The sequence below is a fragment of the Arthrobacter sp. 01L42 genome, from assembly GCF_056400005.1.
The window spans coordinates 213,133-233,141 of record NZ_JBFTSL010000001.1; the positions used below are offsets into that span (position 1 = coordinate 213,133).

Below are 20,009 nucleotides of genomic sequence, written 5' to 3' on the forward strand. Positions count from 1 at the left end.
GCGGTTCCCGCGAGTGAAAACGTACGCCTTGCGGACTATCCTTTTCGCGCCGTCCGGCGGTTAGTCTGGCGTCATGACATTCCAACCCCCTGGCCAGCAGGGACAGCCAGCCCCGCCCGGTCCGTCTTCGCCGCCGGCGGCTGTCCTGCAGGTGCCTGCCTTGTCCCTGCTTGGCCTCGCCAAGCGCTTCGGCGACAAAATCGCCGTCGATGGCATCAGCCTGGACGTTCCGGCCGGGTCCTTCTACGGGGTGGTCGGGCCTAACGGCGCCGGTAAGACCACCACCTTGTCCATGGCGACCGGCCTGCTGCGCCCGGACTTCGGCACCGCGCTGGTCCATGGCATCGACGTCTGGCAGCATCCGCTGGAGGCCAAGAAGCTGATGGGGATCCTGCCCGACGGCGTCCGGCTGTTCGACCGCCTCAGCGGCGAGCAGCTGGTCACCTATGCCGGCCTGCTGCGCGGGATGGACCGGGAGATGGTGGCGTCGCGGGTGGCGGAACTGCTCGCTGCCCTGGACCTGGCCAATGACGCCGGCACACTGGTGGTGGACTACTCCGCCGGCATGACCAAGAAGATCGCGCTGGCCTCGGCGCTGATCCACGCCCCGCGGCTGCTGGTCCTCGACGAACCGTTCGAATCGGTGGACCCGATCTCCGCGGCGAACATCCGCGACATCCTGGACCGCTACGTTTCCTCGGGCGGAACGGTCATCGTCTCCAGCCACGTCATGGACCTGGTCCAGCGCATGTGCGACCACGTCGCCGTCGTCGCGGGCGGCCGGGTCCTCGCCGCCGGGACGGTGGAGGAAGTCCGCGCCGGCGCCAGCCTCGAGGACCGCTTCGTGCAGCTCGTGGGCGGCCGGAACCACACGGAAGGGCTGGAATGGTTGCGCACCTTCTGAGGCTCAAGCTGACCCTGCTGCGCAACAGCGTCCGGCGCAGCCCGTGGCAGCTGGTGGGCCTCGGGATCGGCGCCCTGTACGCCCTGGGAATCGTGGCTGTTTGCGTGGCCGGGCTGTTCGTCCTGCGCGGGATGGAGATTGAACTCGCCCAGACCGTCGTGGTCCTGGGCGGCGCCACGGCGCTGCTGGGCTGGGCCATCATTCCCGTCGCTGTCTCCGCCGCGGACCTGACGCTGGACCCTGCCCGGTTCACCACCTTTGCCGTGCCCATGCCGAAGCTGCTGGCCGGGCTGGCGCTCGGCGGCCTGATCGGCATACCGGGTCTCGCAACCTCACTCGTTGCGCTCGCCACGGTGGGCACCTGGTCCCGCAGCCTGCCGGCCGCGGCCGGCGCCCTCGTCGGTGCCGTGCTGGGCGTGCTGAGCTGCATCGTTCTGTCCAAGGTCGTGACCACGGCCACGGCCGGACTGGCAAGCTCCCGGCGCTTCAAGGACATCAGCTCCGTCGCCTTCCTCATCCCGCTCGTGCTCACGGGGCCCATTGTGGCGGGCATCGCGAGGGGAATCGCCGGTTCCGGCGATTTCCTGACCGGCCTGGCCCGGGCCCTGTCCTGGACGCCGGCCGGGGCGGCCTTCTCGCTCGGCGGCGAGTTGGCTGCCGGCAGCTACGCGGCCGCGGCCGTGAAATTCCTCATCGCCGCGGCCACCCTGGCGGGCCTGGCCCTGGCGTGGAAGCTCCTGCTGCAGCGCGCCCTGGTGACCCCGCCCTATGCCGGGACATCCAAGCGGCGGACCGGCGGCACGGGCCTGTTCGGGCTGCTCCCGGCGACACCGGCCGCTGCCGTCGCCGCGAGGTCCCTGTACTACTGGCTGCGCGATCCCCGCTACGCCGGCGCGCTCGTGGTCGTTCCGCTCCTGCCGGTGCTGTTCCTCTTCCAGGGCAGCCAGAGCGGGTTTTACGGCCCGTTCCAGTTCGTCGGGCCGCTGACGGCCTTCCTCCTGGCGTGGTCGATCTCCACGGATGTCTCCTATGACAGCACCGCCTTCGCCCTGCACGTGGCAACGGGGGTGCGCGGCGCCGACGACCGGCTCGGCCGTGCGCTGGCGTGCCTGAGCTTCGCGCTGCCGGTGGCGGTCCTCTTCAGTGTCGGGCCGTTCTTCTTCACCGGCGACTGGGACAAGCTGCCCGCGGTCCTGGGCCTCAGCCTCGGCGTTCTCTTCACCGGCCTGGGCCTGGCCTCGGTGATCTCGGCGCGCTACACCGTGAGCGTCCCGCTCCCGGGGGACAGCCCGTTCAAGAAGCCGCCGGGCAACGTGGCCCAGACCCTCGCCGTGCAGTTCGGCGGCATGGCCGTGCTGCTGGTCCTCGTGGCGCCCGAGGCGGCGCTCGTGGCCGCGCAGTTCATCACCGGCAGCTCCATGCCGGGCTGGATCACGCTGGCCCTCGGACCCGTGCTCGGTCTCACGCTCTTCGCCGTCGGTGTCCGGACCGGCGGCGCATGGCTGGACCGGCGGGCGCCGGAGCTGCTGGCACAACTGGCCGTCAACCGCTGACGGGTGCATGCTGGGAGTGCGCAGACTCGGACACCAGGTAGGCCAGTAAAGGCAGGATCATGGAAGTTGTCATCCTTCCCGGCAGCAAACGGATCGCGTCGCTTGCCGCGGATGCGGTGGAAGCCCTTCTCCGCCGCAAGCCCGACGCCGTCCTGGGCCTGGCGACCGGTTCCACGCCCCTGCCGGTGTATGTCGAACTGGCGGCGCGGCACGAGCGCGCCGGACTGGATTTCAGCCGGGTCCGCGCCTTCGCCCTGGACGAGTACGTGGGGCTGCCGGCCGGCCACCCGGAGTCCTACCGCGAGGTGATCGCCCGCGAATTCACCGCACGGGTGAACATCAGTCCGGCCAACGTCCACGTGCCCGACGGCGCGGCGGCGGACATCCCCGCGGCCTGCCGGGCCTATGAAGGCGCCATCCGCGACGCCGGCGGAGTGGACCTTCAGCTCCTCGGCGTCGGAACGGACGGCCACATCGGGTTCAACGAACCGGGCTCGTCGCTGGCGTCCCGGACGCGGATCAAGACCCTGATCGAGCAGACACGCCGGGACAACGCACGGTTTTTCGGCAGCCTGGCCGACGTGCCGCACCACGTCCTGACCCAAGGCCTGGGCACCATCCTGGATGCCCGCCACGTGATCCTGATCGCCACCGGTGCGCAAAAAGCCCAGGCCGTCCGGGACCTCGCGGAGGGCCCCGTCGCCGCCATCTGTGCGGCCTCCGTGCTGCAGTTGCACCCGCACGCCACCATCCTCCTGGACGAGGCGGCGGCGTCGTCGCTGCGGCTGGCGGATTACTACCGCCACAGCTACGACCACAAACCCGCCTGGCAGGGCCTCTAGGCCCCGCCGCCGGCACCCCGCAGGTCCGGCAGCGCCCTTCCAACGGCTAAGATGGGTGTCATGACTAGCATGACCGATCCTCTCGAAAACGATCCGATGCGCGAGCTCTCCGGAGCCGGGACGTCAACGGCCACGATCGAGCGCGAGGAACTGCGCCAGGAAGTTGAGCCCGGTGACCGGGAGCGCTTCTCGCACTACGTGCGCAAGGAAAAGATCATGGAATCCGCGCTGACCGGTGAACCGGTGATCGCGCTCTGCGGCAAGGTCTGGACCCCGGGCCGGGATCCGCAGAAGTTCCCCGTCTGCCCCGAATGCAAGGAAGTCTACGAGGGCCTGCGCCCCGGAAACGACGGCGGCAAGGGCTCCGGCGACAAGTAAGGGCAATCAACGGAACCAACAGGTTCCGTTAGCCGTCTTCTGACGGTGCTTCCCTATGGCGGCGCGTCGTCGCGCCCCTGATTTTCTGCTTTCCTGATTGCCGGTCCATGCTGTCCGGGTACTGCCTTACGGTCCATCCAAAAAGATTGGTGTTTTTGTGCTTAATTGGGTTTCTCCGTCGGCTGCAGCCATGCGCGGATGGAGGGCGCCTTAATGACGGAGACACTTTTCGGCGGACCCACGCTTCCCCCCGCCTATCCCGAGCGGGCCGCCTGGGGCACCGCCCCCAAGCTGCGCGCCTGGCAGCAGGAAGCGCTGGACAGCTACTTCAGCACCCACCCCAAGGATTTCCTCGCCGTCGCAACCCCCGGCGCGGGTAAGACCACCTTCGCCCTGCGCGTGGCGTCCATGCTCATCGATTCCGGGGTGGTCAACCGCGTGACCATCGTGGCGCCCACCGACCACCTCAAGCGCCAGTGGGCCGACGCCGCTGCCCGGGTGGGCATCGCGATCGACCCGAACTTCAAGAATGCCGACGGCCAGCACGGCCGCGGGTTCATCGGCGTCGCCGTGACCTATGCCCAGGTGGCCAGCAAGCCCATGCTGCACCGGGCCAAGACCGAAGCCGCCCGCACGCTGGTGATCCTGGACGAAATCCACCATGGCGGCGAGGCCCTGTCCTGGGGTGACGGCCTCCGTGAGGCGTTCGACCCGGCGGCCCGGCGGCTCTCCCTGACGGGCACCCCGTTCCGCTCGGACACCTCGCCCATCCCGTTCGTGGAGTACGCCGAGGACCGGGACGGGATCCGGCGCTCCAAGGCCGACTACACCTACGGCTACGGCAAGGCCCTGCGCGACCACGTGGTCCGCCCGGTGATGTTCATGGCGTACTCCGGCCAAATGCGCTGGCGCACCAGCGCGGGGGACGAGATGGCCGCCTCGCTCGGGGAGTCGGCCGTCACGAAGGACATCACATCCCAGGCCTGGCGCACCGCGCTGAACCCGGCCGGCGAATGGATCCCCGCCGTCCTGGCCGGCGCGGACAAACGTCTCAGCGAGGTCCGGCGCAGCGTCCCGGATGCCGGCGGCCTGGTCATTGCCACCGACCACGAGGACGCCCGCGCGTATGCCGGCCAGCTGAAGAAGATCACCGGCGAATCGCCCACCGTCATCCTCTCCGACGACGCCAAGGCCTCCAGCAAGATCGAGGAATTCACCGCCAGCGAGAAGCGCTGGATGGTGGCCGTCCGGATGGTCTCCGAAGGCGTGGACGTTCCGCGGCTGTCCGTCGGCGTCTACGCCACCTCGACCTCCACCCCGCTGTTCTTCGCCCAGGCCGTGGGGCGCTTCGTGCGTGCCCGCAAGCGCGGCGAGACGGCGTCGGTCTTCCTGCCCTCGGTGCCGCAGCTGATGGCCCTGGCCAACTCGATGGAGGCCGAGCGCGACCACGCCCTGGACCGCCCGGAGAAGGAAGACAGCGACGGCCTCTTCAATCCCGAGGATTCGCTCATGGACGAGGCGAACCGCGAGGAGAAGGCCTCCGATTCCCTGATGAAGGGCAAGTTCGAGGCCCTCGACTCCCAGGCGTCCTTTGACCGGGTGCTCTTCGACGGCGGCGAATTCGGCACCGGCGGCGAGGTGGGCTCGGAGGACGAGCTCGACTTCCTCGGGATCCCGGGACTGCTGGACGCTGAGCAGGTCGGCACGCTGTTGCGCCAGCGCCAGCACGAGCAGCTGAACCGGAAGAACAGGCGCTCCCCGCAGACTGAGGCAGCCGCGGCTGCGGCCCCGGCCGTGCCGGACCACCGGATGCTCATGGACCTGCGCACCGAGCTGGCCAAAAACGTCGCGGCCTGGTCGGCCCGCACCGGGACCCCGCACGGCGTCATCCACACCAAGCTCCGGACCGTCTGCGGCGGCCCGGCCGTCGCCCAGGCCAACGAGGAACAGCTGCAGACCCGCCTGCGCAAACTCCAGGACTGGTTCATCGGCCGGAAGTAGCCCCGCGCAGGGAGTCATGGGCACGGGGTTATGGGCCCGGGGTTATGGGCCCGGGGTTATGGGCTCAGGCCAATAGGCGCCGGGCAACAGCAGAGGGACCAGTTCACTGTGAACTGGTCCCTCTGCTGTTTACTCTGCTGTGAACTTTGCTTCGGCTACTGGCCGGCGCCGCAGACCTGGCCGTAGGTCTGGCCTGCCGCGGTGTAGTCGGCCTTCATGTCCTCGAGCTTGGCGGTGTCCGGGGAGGGCTTGGCCGATTCGTCGAAGTATTCGATGATGGTCTGCAGCGGGGCCCGCAGGTCCTCGGATGCCGCCGCCTTGATGGGCCGCAGCTGGTTGGCGACCCGGGTCATGCCGGTCTTGTCCGATGTGGCCGACTGGGCGGAGACCACGGTCTTGACCCGGGCGCAGGTTTCCTCGTTGGTCAGCTGCGGCGTGGCAGAGCAGCCGGCCGCGCCGAGCAGCGCTCCGGCGGCAATCAGGACGGTCAGGGTCTTCTTCATGGTGTACTCCGGGGTTCTACGGGTCTGTCAATATGGCAAGACTGGCGATGGGGCAAGGATTTCGAGTCTACTGGCTCAGAGGACATCGACGCCGCCGAGCTCCATCTCGGCCACGGCATCGTCCAGGTCTTCGGCAATGCCGACCGTCAGGCCGCGCAGCACCGTGACGGAGTAGCCGGCCTGGACGGCATCCAGGGCGGTCGCTTTGACGCAGTAGTCCGTGGCGATGCCCACCACCACGATGTCCTCGACGTCGTGGCTCTGCAGCCAGTCGTCCAGCCCGATCGCGTCCTCGCCGGCGGCGAAATCACTGCCGGCGAAGGAACTCACTGTGTTGTCGGAGTCTGCGGAGCCTGCGGCGTTTTCGGAGTCGCCGGAGCCTCCGGCGCCGGTAACGGGCATGGCGCCGGGCTGGCGGTCGCCGGTGGGGATTTCGTCCTCGGGGGCCAGCAGCCCTTCGAAGCCGGAGTACGCCGCGGCGAACTGGCCCTTGCGGAAGTACGCCTGGATGTGTTCGGGATCAAGATCGGGATGCAGCTCGGCCCCGCGGGTGCCCGCCACGCAGTGCCGCGGCCAGCTGTCCACGAGATCGGGTTTCTCCGAGAAGTGCTCACCCGGATCGATGTGCCAGTCCTGGGTGGCCACGACGTGGTCAAACTGGCCGTGGTGGGCGTCAACGTACTCGCTGATTTCCCCGGCCAGGCTTGCCCCGCCGGGGACGGCCAGGGCACCTCCCTCACAGAAATCGTTTTGGACGTCAACGATGATCAGGGCGCGGGACATTCAGTCCTCCTCGTAGATGGTGGGGATGGCCGCTTCGCCGCGCTGGAGCCGGTTGACCACCGCGGGAAGCTCCAGCATGGTTTCCGCGTGGCGCCGGCGCGCGCGCTGGACCCCCTCCGGGCCCGTCCACCCGGGGAGGAGCTCGCCGTTCTTGACGAACTGCTGCAGCAGCGGACGGTCGTTGCCGTCGTCCTCCGGGTGATGGCCGACGCCGACGATTTCGGCCGTGGCGGTCCCGCGCTCGTTGAGCTTGCGCAGCGCGTACTTCCGGCCGCCCTTGCTGGCCTTGTTCTTGGCGGCCTTGGCGACGGAGATGAAATCGCCGGCGTCGTCGGTGCGGCTGACGAGCTTGTAGACCATGCTCGCCGTCGGGGCCCCGGACCCGGTCACGAGCGAGGTGCCCACGCCGTAGGAGTCCACCGGCGCGGACGCCAGCGCCGCGATGGCGAATTCGTCGAGGTCTGAGGTCACCACGATCTTGGTGTGGTCGTTGCCGAGCTCGTCGAGCAGCCGGCGCACCCACTGGGCCTGGGCCACGAGGTCGCCCGAGTCCAGCCGGACAGCGCCCAGCTTGTCCCCGGCGAGATCGACGGCGGTGCGGACGGCCGTTTCGACGTCGTACGTGTCCACCAGCAGGGAGGTGTCCGGCCCAAAGGCGGCAATCTGGGCCTCGAAGGCCTCCCGCTCGGTGTCATGGAGGAGCGTGAAGGAATGGGCGGCCGTGCCCACCGTCTTCAGCCCGTAGCGCAATCCGGCCTCCAGGTTCGAGGTGCTGTCGAACCCGGCAATGACAGCGGCCCGGGCAGCGGCGGCCGCCGATTCCTCGTGCGTCCGGCGCGATCCCATTTCGATGCACGGGCGGGTCCCGGCCGCGGAGATCATCCGGGAGGCGGCAGAGGCGATGGCGCAGTCGTGGTTGAGCACGGAGAGCAGGTAGGTCTCCAGGATGCAGGCCTCGGCGAACGTGGACTCAACGATCAGCACGGGGGAGTTCGGGAAGTACGCCTCACCCTCCGGATAGCCCCAGATGTCGCCGGAAAAGCTGTAGCCGGCCAGGTAATCCAGTGTCTGGTCGTTGACCACCTTGGTCCGGCGCAGGTAGTCCAGTTCCGGCTCGCCGAAGCGGAAGTTCGCGATCCCTTCCAGGAGGCGGCCCGTGCCTGCCACGATGCCGTAGCGGCGCCCGTCCGGGAGCCGCCGGGCGAAGGCCTCGAAGACCGATTTGCGGTGCGCCGCGCCGGACTGCAGGGCGCCCTGCAGCATGGTCAGCTCGTAGTGGTCTGTGTACAGGGACGTGCGGGGACGGTCCCAGCCAGCGGAGGTACTCACAAATTCACTCTAGTGTGCATCCCCATAGAATGGACAGATGACCCTCAGCGTTGCGCTCGGCCCCGACACACGGGAGAGTACCCAGACCGGAACAGTGACGTCCGGCGACGTCCTGACCGCCCCGGACGTCCCCTGGAACCTCGTGATCTGGAACGATCCCGTGAACCTGATGAGCTATGTGAGCTATGTGTTCCGCAGCTATTTCGGCTACTCGGAGGCCAAGGCGAACAAGCTGATGATGGAGGTCCACAAGAAGGGCCGCTCGATCGTGGCGCACGGCAGCAAGGAACAGGTGGAGCAGCACGCCGTCGCGATGCATGGCTACGGACTCTGGGCGACGGTGGAAAAGGCCACCGGCGGCAACGCGGGCGGTTCCGGCAAAGGCAAGGGAAAACGTGGCTAAGGCATTCAAGTACGGGCTCAAGGGCATCAAGGGCCATCTGGAGCCGGCCGAGCGGGAGCTGCTGCGCAGCCTTTTCGATGACGTCATCTCCATGCTGGAGCCGGAGCAGCGCGCCAACGAGGACCCGCTGGCGGCCCTGGTGGGTTTGGACACCGAAGCCCGCGAACCGTCGGACCGTGCCATGCGGCGGCTGTTGCCGAACGTGATGAAGAACGACGACGACGCCTCCCTGGAGTTCCGCCGTTACACGGAGCGGTCGCTGCGCGAAAGCAAGATCGGCGCGCTGAAGGCGGCCGCACTGAGCCTGGACCGGGACAACCTCGTCCTGACCCCGGACGACGCCCGGCACTGGGCCACCGCGCTCAACGATGTCCGGCTGGTGCTGGCCGAACGCCTCGACATCCGTGATGATGCCGACGCCGACAACATCCACCTCATGCAGGACTGGGCCCAGGCCGAGGACGTCGAAAGCTACCTGGCCCTGGTGTACAACTTCACCACGTGGCTGCAGGAGTCGCTGGTCCAGGCCATGGTGCACTCGCTCGATAGGTAGGGCCGCTAAGCGACAGCGGTGGCGTCAGAAACAGGCACGGACTGTATCGGTGGAAGCTCCTCGAATGCCGGCTTTGCGAACCAATATCCCTGGAACAAGCGGATGCCGGCTTCCTTCAGAATCCGGAACTCCGCCTCCGTCTCGATGCCCTCTGCGAGCACCGTGATGTCGAGCTCCCTGGCGATGCCGACGATGCCAGCAACGACAGCCTGGCGGGCCGGGCTGGTGTCGATTCCCCGGATGAGCTTCATGTCGATCTTGATCAGGTCTGGCTGGAAATCGACCAGGAGCCCCAGCCCTGCATGACCGGCACCAAAGTCGTCGATGGCGGTGGTGAAACCATGCTTGCGGTATTCGGTGATGATGTTCGTGAGGTGGGCGGTGTCGGAAACCTCCTCATTCTCCGTGAACTCGAACATGATCGACGACGTCGGAAAGCTGCAACGCCTGGCTGCAAGCAGCGTCGCACGAAGGCACGCAGCCGGTTCGTAGACCGCGTTCGGCATGAAGTTGATGGAGAGAATCAAGCCCTCACCGGCAGGAAACAGCCGCGATGCCAGCTCGATTGCCTTGACGCGGCAGTCCTGGTCGAAACGGTACTTTTGCTCAGGTGCGACTCTGGACAGGACGTGAAAAGCCCCCTCGCCCGACAAGCCTCTGACCAGTGCCTCGTAGCCCCATACGCGAGCAGCAACGGCGTCATAGATCGGTTGGAAGGCCATGCTGAAATCGAAGTCGAGCTGTGACGACGTCGTGCAGCCGTCGCATGTCATATGCGGTCCTTTCGCTGTTTCGTCCATCGTGGGGGCACGACGGTCGCCCCCGATATCTCGACGGCGCCCATAGCATACAGGGCGGGGACAGCGGCAGGCTGCCACCGATGAGCAGGGGTCTTCCCCGCGTTGCCCATCCGCCGGAAACCCGTGTGACCCATCAGACACGAGTTGCAGGACACAATGTGATGGCCGCGCCTGTAGTGAAGCCCTATCCTCGAATAATCATGACTTCAGCATCAAATACGGATCCGGCAGCGCCAGCTGCGGCGGAGACCGCAGCGGGCAGCGCCGGAAATGCCGGGCTGGCATCGCGCCCCATCGGCGTCTTCGACTCCGGCGTCGGCGGCCTCACGGTGGCCCGCTCGATCATCGACCAGCTGCCCAACGAATCCATCCTGTATGTCGGTGACACTGCGCATGGCCCCTATGGCCCCCTTCCCATCGCCGAAGTCCGGGCCAACGCCCTCGGCGTCATGGACGAGCTCGTGGATTCCGGCGTGAAACTGCTGACCATCGCCTGCAACTCCGCGTCCGCCGCCGTGCTGCGTGACGCCCGCGAACGGTACACGGCCCGGTACGGGATCCCCGTGATCGAAGTGATCCAGCCGGCCGTGCGGCGTGCCGTCGCGGCGACCCGGACGGGCCGGGTGGGCGTGATCGGGACCTCGGCCACGGTGGGCTCGCGCGCCTACGAGGACACCTTCGCCGCGGCCCCGGACCTGGAGATCACGTCCGTGGCCTGCCCGGCGTTCGTGCCGTACGTGGAGGCCGGGATTACCACCGGACCGGAACTGCTCGCCGTCGCCCGCGACTACCTGGCACCGCTCATTGCCGCCGGGGTAGACACCGTGGTGCTCGGCTGCACCCACTACCCGCTGCTCACCGGCGTGATCTCCTTCGTTATGGGCGAGGACGTCACGCTGGTTTCCAGCGCCGAGGAGACGGCCAAGGACGTCTACCGGGCTTTGGCCTCCCGGGGCCTGGAGCGCACGGACACCGCGGCGCCGGAGCACAATTTCATCGCCACCGGCGACGCCGCCCAGTTTGAGCACCTCGCCCGGCGCTTCCTGGGCCCCGAGGTCCTCAGTGTCCGCCACGTGGACCACGTCGCGGCGCAGTACCCCACCGGCAGCCTCGCCCGGATCACCCCGGAAATGATCGCCGCCGCCCGGGCCGGCGCGGGCGGGCCGCGGATCTCCAACTTTGTGGGCGGATCCGCGGGCGGGGGACCACGGCTGTGAAGCTGACCATCGTGGGCTGTACCGGCTCCTTCCCGGGGCCGGGCTCGCCGGCGTCGTGCTATCTGCTGACCGCCAACGACGGCGAGCGGAACTGGAAGATCGTCCTGGACCTCGGCAGCGGGGCGCTCGGCGCCATCCAGCGCTACACGGACCTGGAGGACATTGACGCGATCTTCCTCACCCACCTGCACCCGGACCATTGCATGGATCTGTGCGGGCTCCATGTTGCCGTGCGCTGGAAGCCGGGCGGCTGGGGACGGGGCAGGATTCCGGTGTGGGGGCCTGCCGCGACGGCCGACCGGATGGCCACGGCCTACGGGCTGGACCTGGATCCGGGCATGCACGAGGAATTCGATTTCAGCAACTGGTCCGAGCGCAAGCCGGTCAGCGTCGGCCCGTTCACGGTGACGCCCTACGCGGTGAACCACCCCGTTGAGGAGGCCTACGCCCTCCGCGTGGAGGTCACCGAGCCCGCCAAGGACGGCACGCCCGTGACCCGCGTCCTGAGCTACTCCGGGGACACGGATTCCTGCGCGGGCCTGGAGGACGCCGCTCGCGACGCCGACCTTTTCCTGTGCGAGGCGGCGTTCGAGGAAGGCCGCGACGACGGGATCAAGGACGTGCACCTGACGGGCAAGCGGGCGGGGGAGGCCGCCGTCGCCGCCGGCGCGCGCCGGCTGTTGCTGACGCACATTCCCGTCTGGACGTCGCCGACCACTGTCATGGCCGAGGCCAAAGAGATCTTCGGCAAGGACGTGGCCGTCGCCGTCGCGGGTGTGCACTACACCGTCTAGCGCGCGCTGGCCGCCCGCGCGGGCCGGGGCGGGTGAGTCGATAAGCTAAAGGCATGACTTCCCAAGCTCCCAGTGTCCCCGTCATCCGCGCCGACGGCCGTACCCCCGACCAGCTGCGCCCGATCAGCATCACGCGCGGCTGGTCCAAGCAGGCCGAGGGTTCGGCCCTGATCGAGTTCGGCAACACCCGGGTCCTGTGCACGGCTTCGCTGACCGAAGGCGTGCCGCGCTGGCTCAAGGGCGAGGGCCGCGGCTGGGTCACGGCCGAGTACGCCATGCTGCCCCGGGCCACGAACACCCGGTCCGACCGTGAGTCCGTCAAAGGCAAAATCGGCGGCCGCACCCACGAGATCTCCCGGCTGATCGGCCGCTCGCTGCGCTCCATCATCGACACCAAGGCCCTCGGCGAGATCACGATCGTGCTGGACTGCGATGTCCTGCAGGCCGACGGCGGCACCCGCACCGCGGCGATCACCGGAGCCTACGTGGCACTGGCCGACGCCATCCGGTTCGCCCGCGAGAAGAAGATGATCGCCCGCAACGCCCAGCCCCTGATCGACACGATCGCCGCGGTGTCCGTCGGCATCATCGACGGCGTCCCGATGCTCGACCTGCCCTACGTCGAAGACGTGCGCGCCGAGACCGACATGAACGTCGTGGTGACAGGCTCCGGCAAGTTCGTCGAAGTCCAGGGCACCGCCGAGGGCGCACCGTTCGACCGCGACGAGCTGAACAAGCTGCTGGACCTGGCGCTGCTGGGCACGGAGCAGCTCGCCGCGATCCAGCGCGACACCCTGGCGGAGGCCCCGTGACGGAGACGCCCCTCGCGGACCGGCCGGAAGCCGACGGCCCGGGCCCGCGGCTCGTCCTCGCCACCCACAACAAAGGCAAGCTCCGGGAACTCCGTGAGCTGCTCCGCGGCCAGGTTCCCGGGCTCGACGTCGACACGCAGGTGGTGGACGCCGGCGCCGTCGGTGCCCCCGACGTCGCCGAGACCGGCGTAACCTTCGCCGAAAACTCGCTGCTCAAAGCCCGGGCGGTGGCAGAGGCCACGGGGCTCGTGGCGATCGCCGACGACTCCGGGCTTTCTGTGGACGTCCTCGGCGGCGCGCCCGGGATTTTCTCGGCCCGCTGGTCCGGCCGGCACGGCGACGACGCCGCGAACCTGCAGTTGCTGCTCGCCCAGCTGGCCGACGTGCCGGACAAGTACCGCGGGGCCGCGTTCGTCTGCGCGGCAGCGCTGGCGGTCCCCGGGTCCTCGCCCGACGGCGGCCGGGAAGTCGTGGAATACGGGCAGCTGGAAGGGACACTCCTGCGGGAGCCGCGCGGGGAGGGTGGCTTCGGCTATGACCCCGTCCTGCAGCCGAACGGGCTGGACCGCAGCTGCGCCGAGCTCAGTTCCGAGGAGAAGAACGCCATCAGCCACCGGGGCCATGCGTTCCGGGCGCTCCTGCCGGCCATCGTCGAGGCCCTGGCCGGGAAGTAGCCGGCCCGGCCAGGCTCAGGACGAAGGAAGGCGCCCCACTCGGTGGGGCGCCTTCCTTGTTAACTGCTGCGTTCACTGCGGCACTGCATTTACTGCGGCGCTGCGCTACATTTACTGCGGCGCTGCGCTACGGGGTCCGGCGTTCTTCTTCCGGCTCGTGCTCTTCGATGAATTCGTCCACGACGTCGGTGCCGTACTTCTCGGCCTGGCGCTTGGCGATCGTGCCGCGGACAACCTCGATGGCGATCGGGATCACGGAGACCAGCACGATGGCGATGAAGATGATGTCCAGGTTGTCCTTGACCCACGGGACCTTGTCCCCGAGCAGGTAACCGAGGAGGGTGACGCCGCCGCCCCACAGCACCGCGCCGATCACGTTGTAGGTGAAGAATTTGCGTTTGCTCATCTGCGCGACGCCCACGATCACCGGGACGAAGGTGCGGATGATCGGAACGAACCGGGCCAGGATCAGGGCCTTGCCGCCGTGCTTTTCGAAGAACGCATGCGCACTATCCACGTTTTCACGCTTGAACAGCTTGGAGTTGGGCCTGTTGAACAGGGCAGGTCCCGCCTTGGACCCAATCAGGTAGCCCACCTGGTTGCCGATGATCGCGGCGACGATGATCAGCGCGGTCAGGACCCAGATGTTGACCTGGATGGTGCCGGTGGCCACGAGCAGCCCGGCCGTGAACAGCATGGAGTCCCCAGGCAGGAAGAATCCGATCAGCAGCCCGGTTTCGGCAAAGATGATGCCGCAGACCAGCAGGACCACCCACGGCGCGAAGGCCGGATTCGCCAGGAAAACCTGGGGGTTGAGCCAGTCCGGCAGGAAGGAGGCCAGGTGCGGCTGGACGGGGCCGGCGCCGCCAAGGGCGGACACGGCGAGGTCGCTCATTGCTAGTACGTTCACCTGTTAAGGGTACTTGACGGCAGGCTGCAGGCCCGGGGGCCGAGCCCCGCGGGCCGGTCCGGTGCGGGAGGGTCCGTCCGCGGGCGGTAAAGTTGGGCCGTGACTTTGGACTTTACGGCGATCGACTTTGAGACCGCGAACGGCTTCCGCGGTTCACCGTGCGCTGTTGGCCTGAGCAAGGTCCGTGGCGGCGTCGTCGTAGAGGAAGCCTCCTGGCTCATGCGGCCACCGGAAAACCATGACACATTTGATCCCCACAACGTCCGGATCCACGGCATCCGGCCGGACCAGGTGGCTGGACTGCCGCGGTTCGGGGAGTTGTTCCCGGAGATCGGCGCGTTCATCGGCGGCGACGTGCTCGCGGCCCACAATGCAGGGTTCGATCTCGGTGTGATCCGCTCCGGCCTGGAGGTGTCCGGGCTGTCCGGACCCGCCTACGACTACGTCTGCACAGTGATATTGTCCCGGCGCTGCTACTCCCTGGTGTCGAATTCGCTGCCCTACGCCGCCGAGGAGGCCGGGGTCCCGCTGCTCAACCACCACGATGCCGCCGAGGACGCCCGCGCCTGTGCCGGCATCCTGATCGACATCGCGGCCCGCAACGGGGCAGCAAGCATCGCGGAACTTTACCTGTCCCTCGGCCTGACGGTGTCCCACCAGCCGGCGTTCGACCCCCGGCGCGACCCGCTGTCCAAGGCCACCCTGGCCGCCATGGAGGCGCTCGCGGGGGGAACCGCCGGCTCGCCCCCGGGCCGGCGCTTCGTGGCCGGGTGGCCGGAGGAAGGCCCCAACCCGGCCCCCAACGCCGCCGCCAGCCCCGACCACCCGCTGTTCGGCCAGACCGTGGTGTTCACCGGCGAACTGGCAATTCCCCGCCCCGAAGCAAAGGTCCGTTCCGCAGAGCTTGGCGCCAGGCCTGAAAGCCGGGTGACGGCCCGTACCACCGTTCTGGTGGTGGGCGACGGGTTTGTGGCCGCGGACCTGCGCTCCGGCCGGTTGACCGGCAAGGCGCGCCGCGTCCTGGAACTGCACGAACGCGGGCAACGGATCGAGGTCCTGTCCGAGGGCGAATTCCTCCAGATGGTCGGCGGACATCTGGCTGCCGCACCTGCCTGACCCGGTCCTGGCTGACGGGTCCTGCCTGATCCGGTCCTGGCTGACGGGCAGTCACACGGCGCAACAATCATTCCTCCCACGGCGCGCCCGCTCGTAGCCTTGGCGGATGAGCAAACCCACGGATGCACAGGCCCCCACAGCGCCGGCCAAGTCAGCGCCGCCGGCGTCAATGCCGGCGGACTCGGCGTCGTCGGCGCCCGCGAAGTCAGCACCGGTGACGCGCGGAATTGACTGGCATCGGGTGTTCGCGTTTCCGAACCCGGTGAATGAGTACGCCGCCCGCATCGCCGCAGCCCTGGTGGTGGCGCTGTCCGCCGTGACCCTGCTGACCGGTTTCGGCTGGGGGCTCGCCGTCATCGCCGCCGGGTTCTGGCTGCGCGTGCTGTTCGGTCCCCGGATCTCGCCCCTGGCCCAGCTCTCGGTCAAGGTCCTGACGCCCTGGCTTGGGCGGACCCGTCTTGTTCCCGGACCGCCCAAGCGGTTCGCCCAGGGCATCGGCGCTGCCGTGTCGACGGCGTCGGCGGTGCTGCTGGCCGCCGGCCTCGCGCCGGCGGCGTGGGTGCTGCTCGCCGTGCTGATCGCCGCCGCGTCCCTTGAGGCGTTCGCCGGGTTCTGCCTCGGCTGCACCATTTTCGGCTTCCTGCAGCGCCGCGGGCTCATCCCCGAGGACGTCTGCGAAGCCTGCAACAACATCTCGCTCCGCGGCGCCTAGGACTCGGGGCGCTTAGGTCCGGAGCGCCGGGGCTCCGCCGAAGCGGCCGGGTTCCGCCGAGGCGGCCGCCAGGGACGGACATGTCCTCCGGAGGCTCGGACGGGTGGACATAGTGGCAATATGTCCAGTCCCCGCCGCCGGAGATGGGCATGTCCTGAGGATGCCGCGGCCAGGTAGGGACATGTCCTTCGCAGCGGGGGCGACCGGACATGTCCTCCGGAGGCTCGGACGGGTGGACATAGTGGCAATATGTCCAGTCCCCGCCGCCGGAGATGGGCATGTCCTGAGGATGCCGCGGCCGGGGATGGACATGTCCATCGCAGCGGGGCGGTACGGGGCATGTCCCGCGGACAGGCCGGGCCGCTGCTTCCGGGCGCAGCCGGCTGCGCTGCGCAACTGCCGGAGACTCGACGCCTGGCGTCCAGGGGCCCGGCCGAGTGTTGCCCGCCGAAGCTATGAGCCAGTGACGGCGGCCAGCTTCGAGGCCATGCCCCGGATGACCTCCGGCGCCTGAAGGGCCGCTAGCCAGTCTGCCGGCAGGCACCGCTCGCCGTAGAACGCGCCCAGGATGTTCCCGGCGATCGACGCCGTCGAATCGCTGTCCCCGCTGTGGTTCACCGCCAGCGCGATCGCGGCACGGAAGTGGGCCTGGGCGGGATCGGCCTCGGCAGCGCCGGCGTCCGCCGTCCCCGTTCCTGTCCCGGTTCCCGGGGCTGTGGCCAGCACGGCGTACAGCGCGACGGCAAGGGCTTCCTCGGCCACCCACCCCTCGCCGAGTTCGCCGACCAGGCCTTCGGGGCTGAGCACGTCTCCGCCGGGCAGGTCTCCGGCCAACCGCAGGGCCGCCTCCAGCCGTGCCACCACCTCCGGATCCGGATTTTCGCCCTTGCGCAGGATGCCGCCGAGCAGCTGCCCGAGGGCCGATTCCGCCGCTTCGCGCAGCCCGTGGCCGGAGGACAGGGCATGGATGAGAAGGCTGAAAACTCCGGCGCTCTGCCGTGCCGCGGGGTGGCCGTGCGTCAGGGACGCGGCATCGGCGCTGAGCTTATAGACCGTTTCCGCTTCGAGGTGGGGGATCAGGCCGAAGGGCGCCGACCGCATCACGGTGCCGCAGCCCTTCGAATCCGGATTGACCGGCCGCTTCACGGTACCCATCTCGCCCGTGGCGAGTCCGCTCAGGCACGCGTCGCCGGGTGAGCGCCGGCTCTTCAGGACATCCTGGGCATCGATCCAGCGCGGCGGCTGGAACGGGGCCGACGCCGGCACGGCGACGCCCTGGGTGCCCAGCCAGCGCAGGTACGCGAGCCACAGGCACGCGTTGATGTCCGCCGCCACGCCGTCGTTGGCCCATTCCAGCGCCTCGAGGAGGCCGTCGGCGGTGTACAGCGTCATTTGCGTGTCGTCCGAAAACGGGCTGCCGGCGTCGAGCGCGGAAAAATCCTGCAGGCCCGCGGGGCCGAACCGGGCCCGGATGGCGGAAATGCTGTCGAACTCGACGGCGTAGCCCAGCGCATCTCCGAGCGCGCCGCCCAGCAGGCAGCCGTGGATCCGCGAGCCGTGGGCAGGGGAGTGCGGCTGGCCGGGTGTTGGGGCGGGTGCGGGGCTGGTCCCGGGCTCGGTGCTCATGCCCTCAAATTTACCCGGCGCTGCACCGCACCCCGCAATGCCGGCGCCCGCCGGGGACTTAGCGCCGCCGCCTGGGGGCCGGGCGGCGGCGGATGCGGAAGGCCGGTAGGGTGCTGGTAGGACCCGTCCAGCGGTCAGACGAGGCAACCGCCGGCGCCGTACCGCCGGGCAGCGGAGGAAACGAATGCGCGAACCAGCGTGGCGGAAGACCGGGACCACCCCCGACTACAGGTTCTCCCTGGCCAACGAGCGGACGTTCCTAGCCTGGATCCGCACGTCCCTGGCCCTGATTGCCGGAGCCCTTGCGATCGACCAGCTGGCCCCGGAGATCGCGCCCGGACCCGTGCGGATCGTGTTGTGCGTCATCCTCGCGTTCCTGGGCGCTGGCCTGGCCGCCCTGTCCTACCACCGGTGGGGTCTCATGGAGGCTGCCATGCGGAACAACGGAGAGCTGCCGTTCTCCGGAGTGATGCTGGTGATGACCATCGGCGTCGCGGCTGCGGCCCTGGTGTTCGCGGTCCTGATCCTGGTGGCGCGGTGAGGCCAGCTGCGGCCAGGGACCCCGGGCTGCAGCCCGAGCGGACCTCCCTGGCCTGGCGCCGGACGTTGCTGGCCCTCATCGTGGCGGACCTGCTGGTCTGGCGCAGCTGGGCGCTCGCAGGATCCCGGGGCGGCGCTGTGGGTCCCGTTGATTTCCTTGGCATCTGCGCGCTGGCCGCCATGGCCGCGACGCTGGTCCTGGGTGTGTGCGTGCTGGTCCGCGGGCGCGAGCTCCGGCGGTCCAACGCTGCGCCGCCGGCGCCGCTGCTGCGCTGGGCCGCCGCCGCCGTCGTGGTCCTGGCCGCCAGCGCCGTAGCCGCGGTGGCCCTGGGGCACTGAACTGAGGCACTGAGCCGCGGCCCGGAACGGGCACCCAGCCGGAATCCAGCCAACATCCAGATTGCGCTGGCAGACTGCTGGCGGAGCTATTCTCCCAGGCGGCCGAGGCCGCCCCGGACCACGAACCCGGCGGCGGTCCAGCGACGCCGCAACTGCAGCCCCTGGGCGCGCCGCCAGCAAAGGAATCCTGACCATGACCCTGCTTGTGCCAGCCCCAGACTCCGTTGACGTCCAGCCACCGGCCGCCAGCGACGTCCCGCCCCGGCCCGGGCTCGTGGCCCGGCTGTCCGCCGAGGCCCTGGGGACCCTGATCGTCGTGGTTGCGGGCCTGGGCGTGCCGCTCTTCACCATTCCGCAGTCGAGCCCGCTGCCCGCCGCCCTGGCCGCCGGCCTGGCCCTGACGGCGGCGATGCTCGCCGTCGGTTACGTCTCCGGCGGCCACTTCAACCCTGCCCTCACCGTGGGCAACGCCATCGCCGGCCGGATCCGGCTTGCCCACGCCGCCGCCTACATCGGCGCGCAGCTGGTGGGCGCCGTGCTCGGGGCCGTCGCCCTGTACGGCGTCCTGCGCACCGTGCCGACCATCAACGACTCCCAGGGCGCGTTCGCCACCGTGGCCGCCGGATTCGGCGAGCACTCGATCATCCAGGTGCCCATGGCAGGCGTCCTGCTCGTGGAGGTCCTCGGCACGGCACTGCTCGTGGCCATCTTCCTTGCCACGACCGCCCGCCGGAATCCGGCCAGGGCGGCTGCGCCCTTCGCGGTCGGCCTGACGACGGCGATGCTCCTGCAGTTGGGCCAGGCCCTCGGCAATGTGCCGTTCAACCCGGCCCGGGCAACGGCGTCGGCCATCTTCAGCGGCCCGGACGCGCTCGGGCAGCTGTGGCTCTTCTGGGTGGCACCGGTGGTCGGTGCGGCCATCGCCGGGCTGGTTTTCCGCGGCTTCGTGCAGTCGGCCCGGACCAGTGGACAGGCCAGTGACGCTGCCACTGCCACTGCCGCGGTCACCGCCCAGCCCGCCGCCCAGCCCACCGCCCAGACCGACGGAAAGCTCACGGAAGCCGATGTGGATGGCGCCGATTTCGACGACGCCGGGCTGGCCAACGTCACGGCCACCACCGCTTCTGCTCCGGCCGTCCCCGCCGGCAACGACGAGGCCCGCAGCTTCTTCGACCGCAAGGGCGGGAAGTAGCCACTGCTGACCACTTTTAACCTCCGTC

The 20,009-nt window shown here is 69.1% G+C and carries 22 protein-coding genes; 16 read left to right on the forward strand and 6 right to left on the reverse strand.

Features of this window, described 5'->3' with window-relative positions:
- Window positions 1-73: 73 nt before the first annotated feature.
- From AC1DN2_RS00925 to AC1DN2_RS00945, 5 genes are all read left to right on the forward strand, one after another.
- Window positions 74-904, forward strand: a complete 831-nt coding sequence (locus tag AC1DN2_RS00925) for an ABC transporter ATP-binding protein (RefSeq protein WP_476848856.1) — start codon at window positions 74-76, stop codon at window positions 902-904.
- Window positions 886-2,457: a transporter gene (locus AC1DN2_RS00930; RefSeq protein WP_476848857.1), complete on the forward strand. Its 1,572-nt coding sequence runs from the start codon at window positions 886-888 to the stop codon at window positions 2,455-2,457. Before AC1DN2_RS00925 ends, AC1DN2_RS00930 begins: the two co-directional genes overlap by 19 nt.
- A gap of 59 nt (window positions 2,458-2,516) precedes the next feature.
- Window positions 2,517-3,299, forward strand: coding sequence for a glucosamine-6-phosphate deaminase (nagB, locus tag AC1DN2_RS00935; RefSeq protein ID WP_476848858.1), 783 nt, complete (start codon window positions 2,517-2,519; stop codon window positions 3,297-3,299).
- 60 nt (window positions 3,300-3,359) lie between these two features.
- Entirely contained in the window at window positions 3,360-3,677 is a 318-nt protein-coding gene (locus AC1DN2_RS00940; protein ID WP_370122952.1) for a DUF3039 domain-containing protein, read from the forward strand.
- 213 nt (window positions 3,678-3,890) lie between these two features.
- Window positions 3,891-5,678 (forward strand): DEAD/DEAH box helicase, encoded by a 1,788-nt coding sequence (locus AC1DN2_RS00945; protein WP_079554437.1) that lies wholly within the window; start codon window positions 3,891-3,893, stop codon window positions 5,676-5,678.
- Between the two features lie 155 nt (window positions 5,679-5,833).
- Here the strand turns inward: AC1DN2_RS00945 and AC1DN2_RS00950 are convergent, their stop codons facing one another.
- The 3 genes from AC1DN2_RS00950 to AC1DN2_RS00960 all read right to left on the reverse strand — a co-directional run bounded on the left by AC1DN2_RS00950 (window position 5,834) and on the right by AC1DN2_RS00960 (window position 8,293).
- Window positions 5,834-6,181 carry a hypothetical protein gene (locus AC1DN2_RS00950; RefSeq protein ID WP_223915998.1) on the reverse strand — a complete coding sequence of 116 codons (348 nt, stop codon included), beginning with the start codon at window positions 6,179-6,181 and terminating at the stop codon, window positions 5,834-5,836.
- 75 nt (window positions 6,182-6,256) lie between these two features.
- On the reverse strand, window positions 6,257-6,964 hold the full coding sequence (locus AC1DN2_RS00955) for an isochorismatase family protein (RefSeq protein ID WP_476848859.1): 708 nt from the start codon (window positions 6,962-6,964) through the stop codon (window positions 6,257-6,259).
- Entirely contained in the window at window positions 6,965-8,293 is a 1,329-nt protein-coding gene (locus tag AC1DN2_RS00960; protein WP_476848860.1) for a nicotinate phosphoribosyltransferase, read from the reverse strand.
- 37 nt (window positions 8,294-8,330) lie between these two features.
- On the opposite strand from AC1DN2_RS00960, the gene clpS reads away from it, so the two are divergent.
- Window positions 8,331-8,696: an ATP-dependent Clp protease adapter ClpS gene (clpS, locus tag AC1DN2_RS00965; protein WP_018775730.1), complete on the forward strand. Its 366-nt coding sequence runs from the start codon at window positions 8,331-8,333 to the stop codon at window positions 8,694-8,696.
- Window positions 8,689-9,249 carry a DUF2017 domain-containing protein gene (locus AC1DN2_RS00970; protein WP_223915995.1) on the forward strand — a complete coding sequence of 187 codons (561 nt, stop codon included), beginning with the start codon at window positions 8,689-8,691 and terminating at the stop codon, window positions 9,247-9,249. Before clpS ends, AC1DN2_RS00970 begins: the two co-directional genes overlap by 8 nt.
- 5 nt (window positions 9,250-9,254) lie before the next feature.
- Here AC1DN2_RS00970 and AC1DN2_RS00975 read toward each other — a convergent pair whose 3' ends face one another.
- A complete protein-coding gene (locus tag AC1DN2_RS00975) occupies window positions 9,255-10,049 on the reverse strand; it encodes an EAL domain-containing protein (RefSeq protein WP_476848861.1) in 795 nt (264 codons plus the stop codon).
- 200 nt (window positions 10,050-10,249) lie between these two features.
- Between AC1DN2_RS00975 and murI the strand changes: the two genes are divergently transcribed.
- Genes murI through rdgB form a run of 4 tightly spaced genes read left to right on the forward strand, consistent with a single transcriptional unit; the run spans window position 10,250 to window position 13,546 of the window.
- A complete protein-coding gene (murI, locus tag AC1DN2_RS00980; protein ID WP_476848862.1) occupies window positions 10,250-11,266 on the forward strand; it encodes a glutamate racemase in 1,017 nt (338 codons plus the stop codon).
- Complete coding sequence (locus AC1DN2_RS00985) at window positions 11,263-12,060, forward strand: MBL fold metallo-hydrolase (protein ID WP_223915988.1); 798 nt, start codon at window positions 11,263-11,265, stop codon at window positions 12,058-12,060. The genes murI and AC1DN2_RS00985 overlap by 4 nt, the downstream gene beginning before the upstream one ends.
- A 53-nt stretch (window positions 12,061-12,113) precedes the next feature.
- The gene (rph, locus tag AC1DN2_RS00990; RefSeq protein ID WP_028276043.1) at window positions 12,114-12,872 is read left to right on the forward strand and encodes a ribonuclease PH; all 759 of its coding nucleotides are present in this window, start codon (window positions 12,114-12,116) and stop codon (window positions 12,870-12,872) included.
- Window positions 12,869-13,546: an RdgB/HAM1 family non-canonical purine NTP pyrophosphatase gene (rdgB, locus tag AC1DN2_RS00995; protein WP_476848863.1), complete on the forward strand. Its 678-nt coding sequence runs from the start codon at window positions 12,869-12,871 to the stop codon at window positions 13,544-13,546. The genes rph and rdgB overlap by 4 nt, the downstream gene beginning before the upstream one ends.
- A gap of 127 nt (window positions 13,547-13,673) precedes the next feature.
- Here the strand turns inward: rdgB and AC1DN2_RS01000 are convergent, their stop codons facing one another.
- Window positions 13,674-14,441 carry a VTT domain-containing protein gene (locus AC1DN2_RS01000; RefSeq protein WP_476849009.1) on the reverse strand — a complete coding sequence of 256 codons (768 nt, stop codon included), beginning with the start codon at window positions 14,439-14,441 and terminating at the stop codon, window positions 13,674-13,676.
- Window positions 14,442-14,555: 114 nt separating this feature from the next.
- Between AC1DN2_RS01000 and AC1DN2_RS01005 the strand changes: the two genes are divergently transcribed.
- Window positions 14,556-15,572: a 3'-5' exonuclease gene (locus AC1DN2_RS01005; protein ID WP_476848864.1), complete on the forward strand. Its 1,017-nt coding sequence runs from the start codon at window positions 14,556-14,558 to the stop codon at window positions 15,570-15,572.
- A gap of 169 nt (window positions 15,573-15,741) precedes the next feature.
- Window positions 15,742-16,284, forward strand: a complete 543-nt coding sequence (locus AC1DN2_RS01010; protein ID WP_476849010.1) for a DUF4395 domain-containing protein — start codon at window positions 15,742-15,744, stop codon at window positions 16,282-16,284.
- Window positions 16,285-16,737: 453 nt separating this feature from the next.
- Here the strand turns inward: AC1DN2_RS01010 and AC1DN2_RS01015 are convergent, their stop codons facing one another.
- On the reverse strand, window positions 16,738-17,910 hold the full coding sequence (locus AC1DN2_RS01015; RefSeq protein ID WP_476848865.1) for an ADP-ribosylglycohydrolase family protein: 1,173 nt from the start codon (window positions 17,908-17,910) through the stop codon (window positions 16,738-16,740).
- Window positions 17,911-18,094: 184 nt separating this feature from the next.
- Here AC1DN2_RS01015 and AC1DN2_RS01020 point away from each other — a divergent pair, with 184 nt between their 5' ends.
- The 3 genes from AC1DN2_RS01020 to AC1DN2_RS01030 all read left to right on the forward strand — a co-directional run bounded on the left by AC1DN2_RS01020 (window position 18,095) and on the right by AC1DN2_RS01030 (window position 19,981).
- Window positions 18,095-18,451, forward strand: a complete 357-nt coding sequence (locus tag AC1DN2_RS01020) for a YidH family protein (RefSeq protein ID WP_476848866.1) — start codon at window positions 18,095-18,097, stop codon at window positions 18,449-18,451.
- Window positions 18,448-18,789: a DUF202 domain-containing protein gene (locus tag AC1DN2_RS01025; RefSeq protein ID WP_476848867.1), complete on the forward strand. Its 342-nt coding sequence runs from the start codon at window positions 18,448-18,450 to the stop codon at window positions 18,787-18,789. Before AC1DN2_RS01020 ends, AC1DN2_RS01025 begins: the two co-directional genes overlap by 4 nt.
- Before the next feature lie 193 nt (window positions 18,790-18,982).
- Window positions 18,983-19,981 (forward strand): MIP/aquaporin family protein, encoded by a 999-nt coding sequence (locus AC1DN2_RS01030; RefSeq protein WP_476848868.1) that lies wholly within the window; start codon window positions 18,983-18,985, stop codon window positions 19,979-19,981.
- Window positions 19,982-20,009 lie beyond the last annotated feature (28 nt).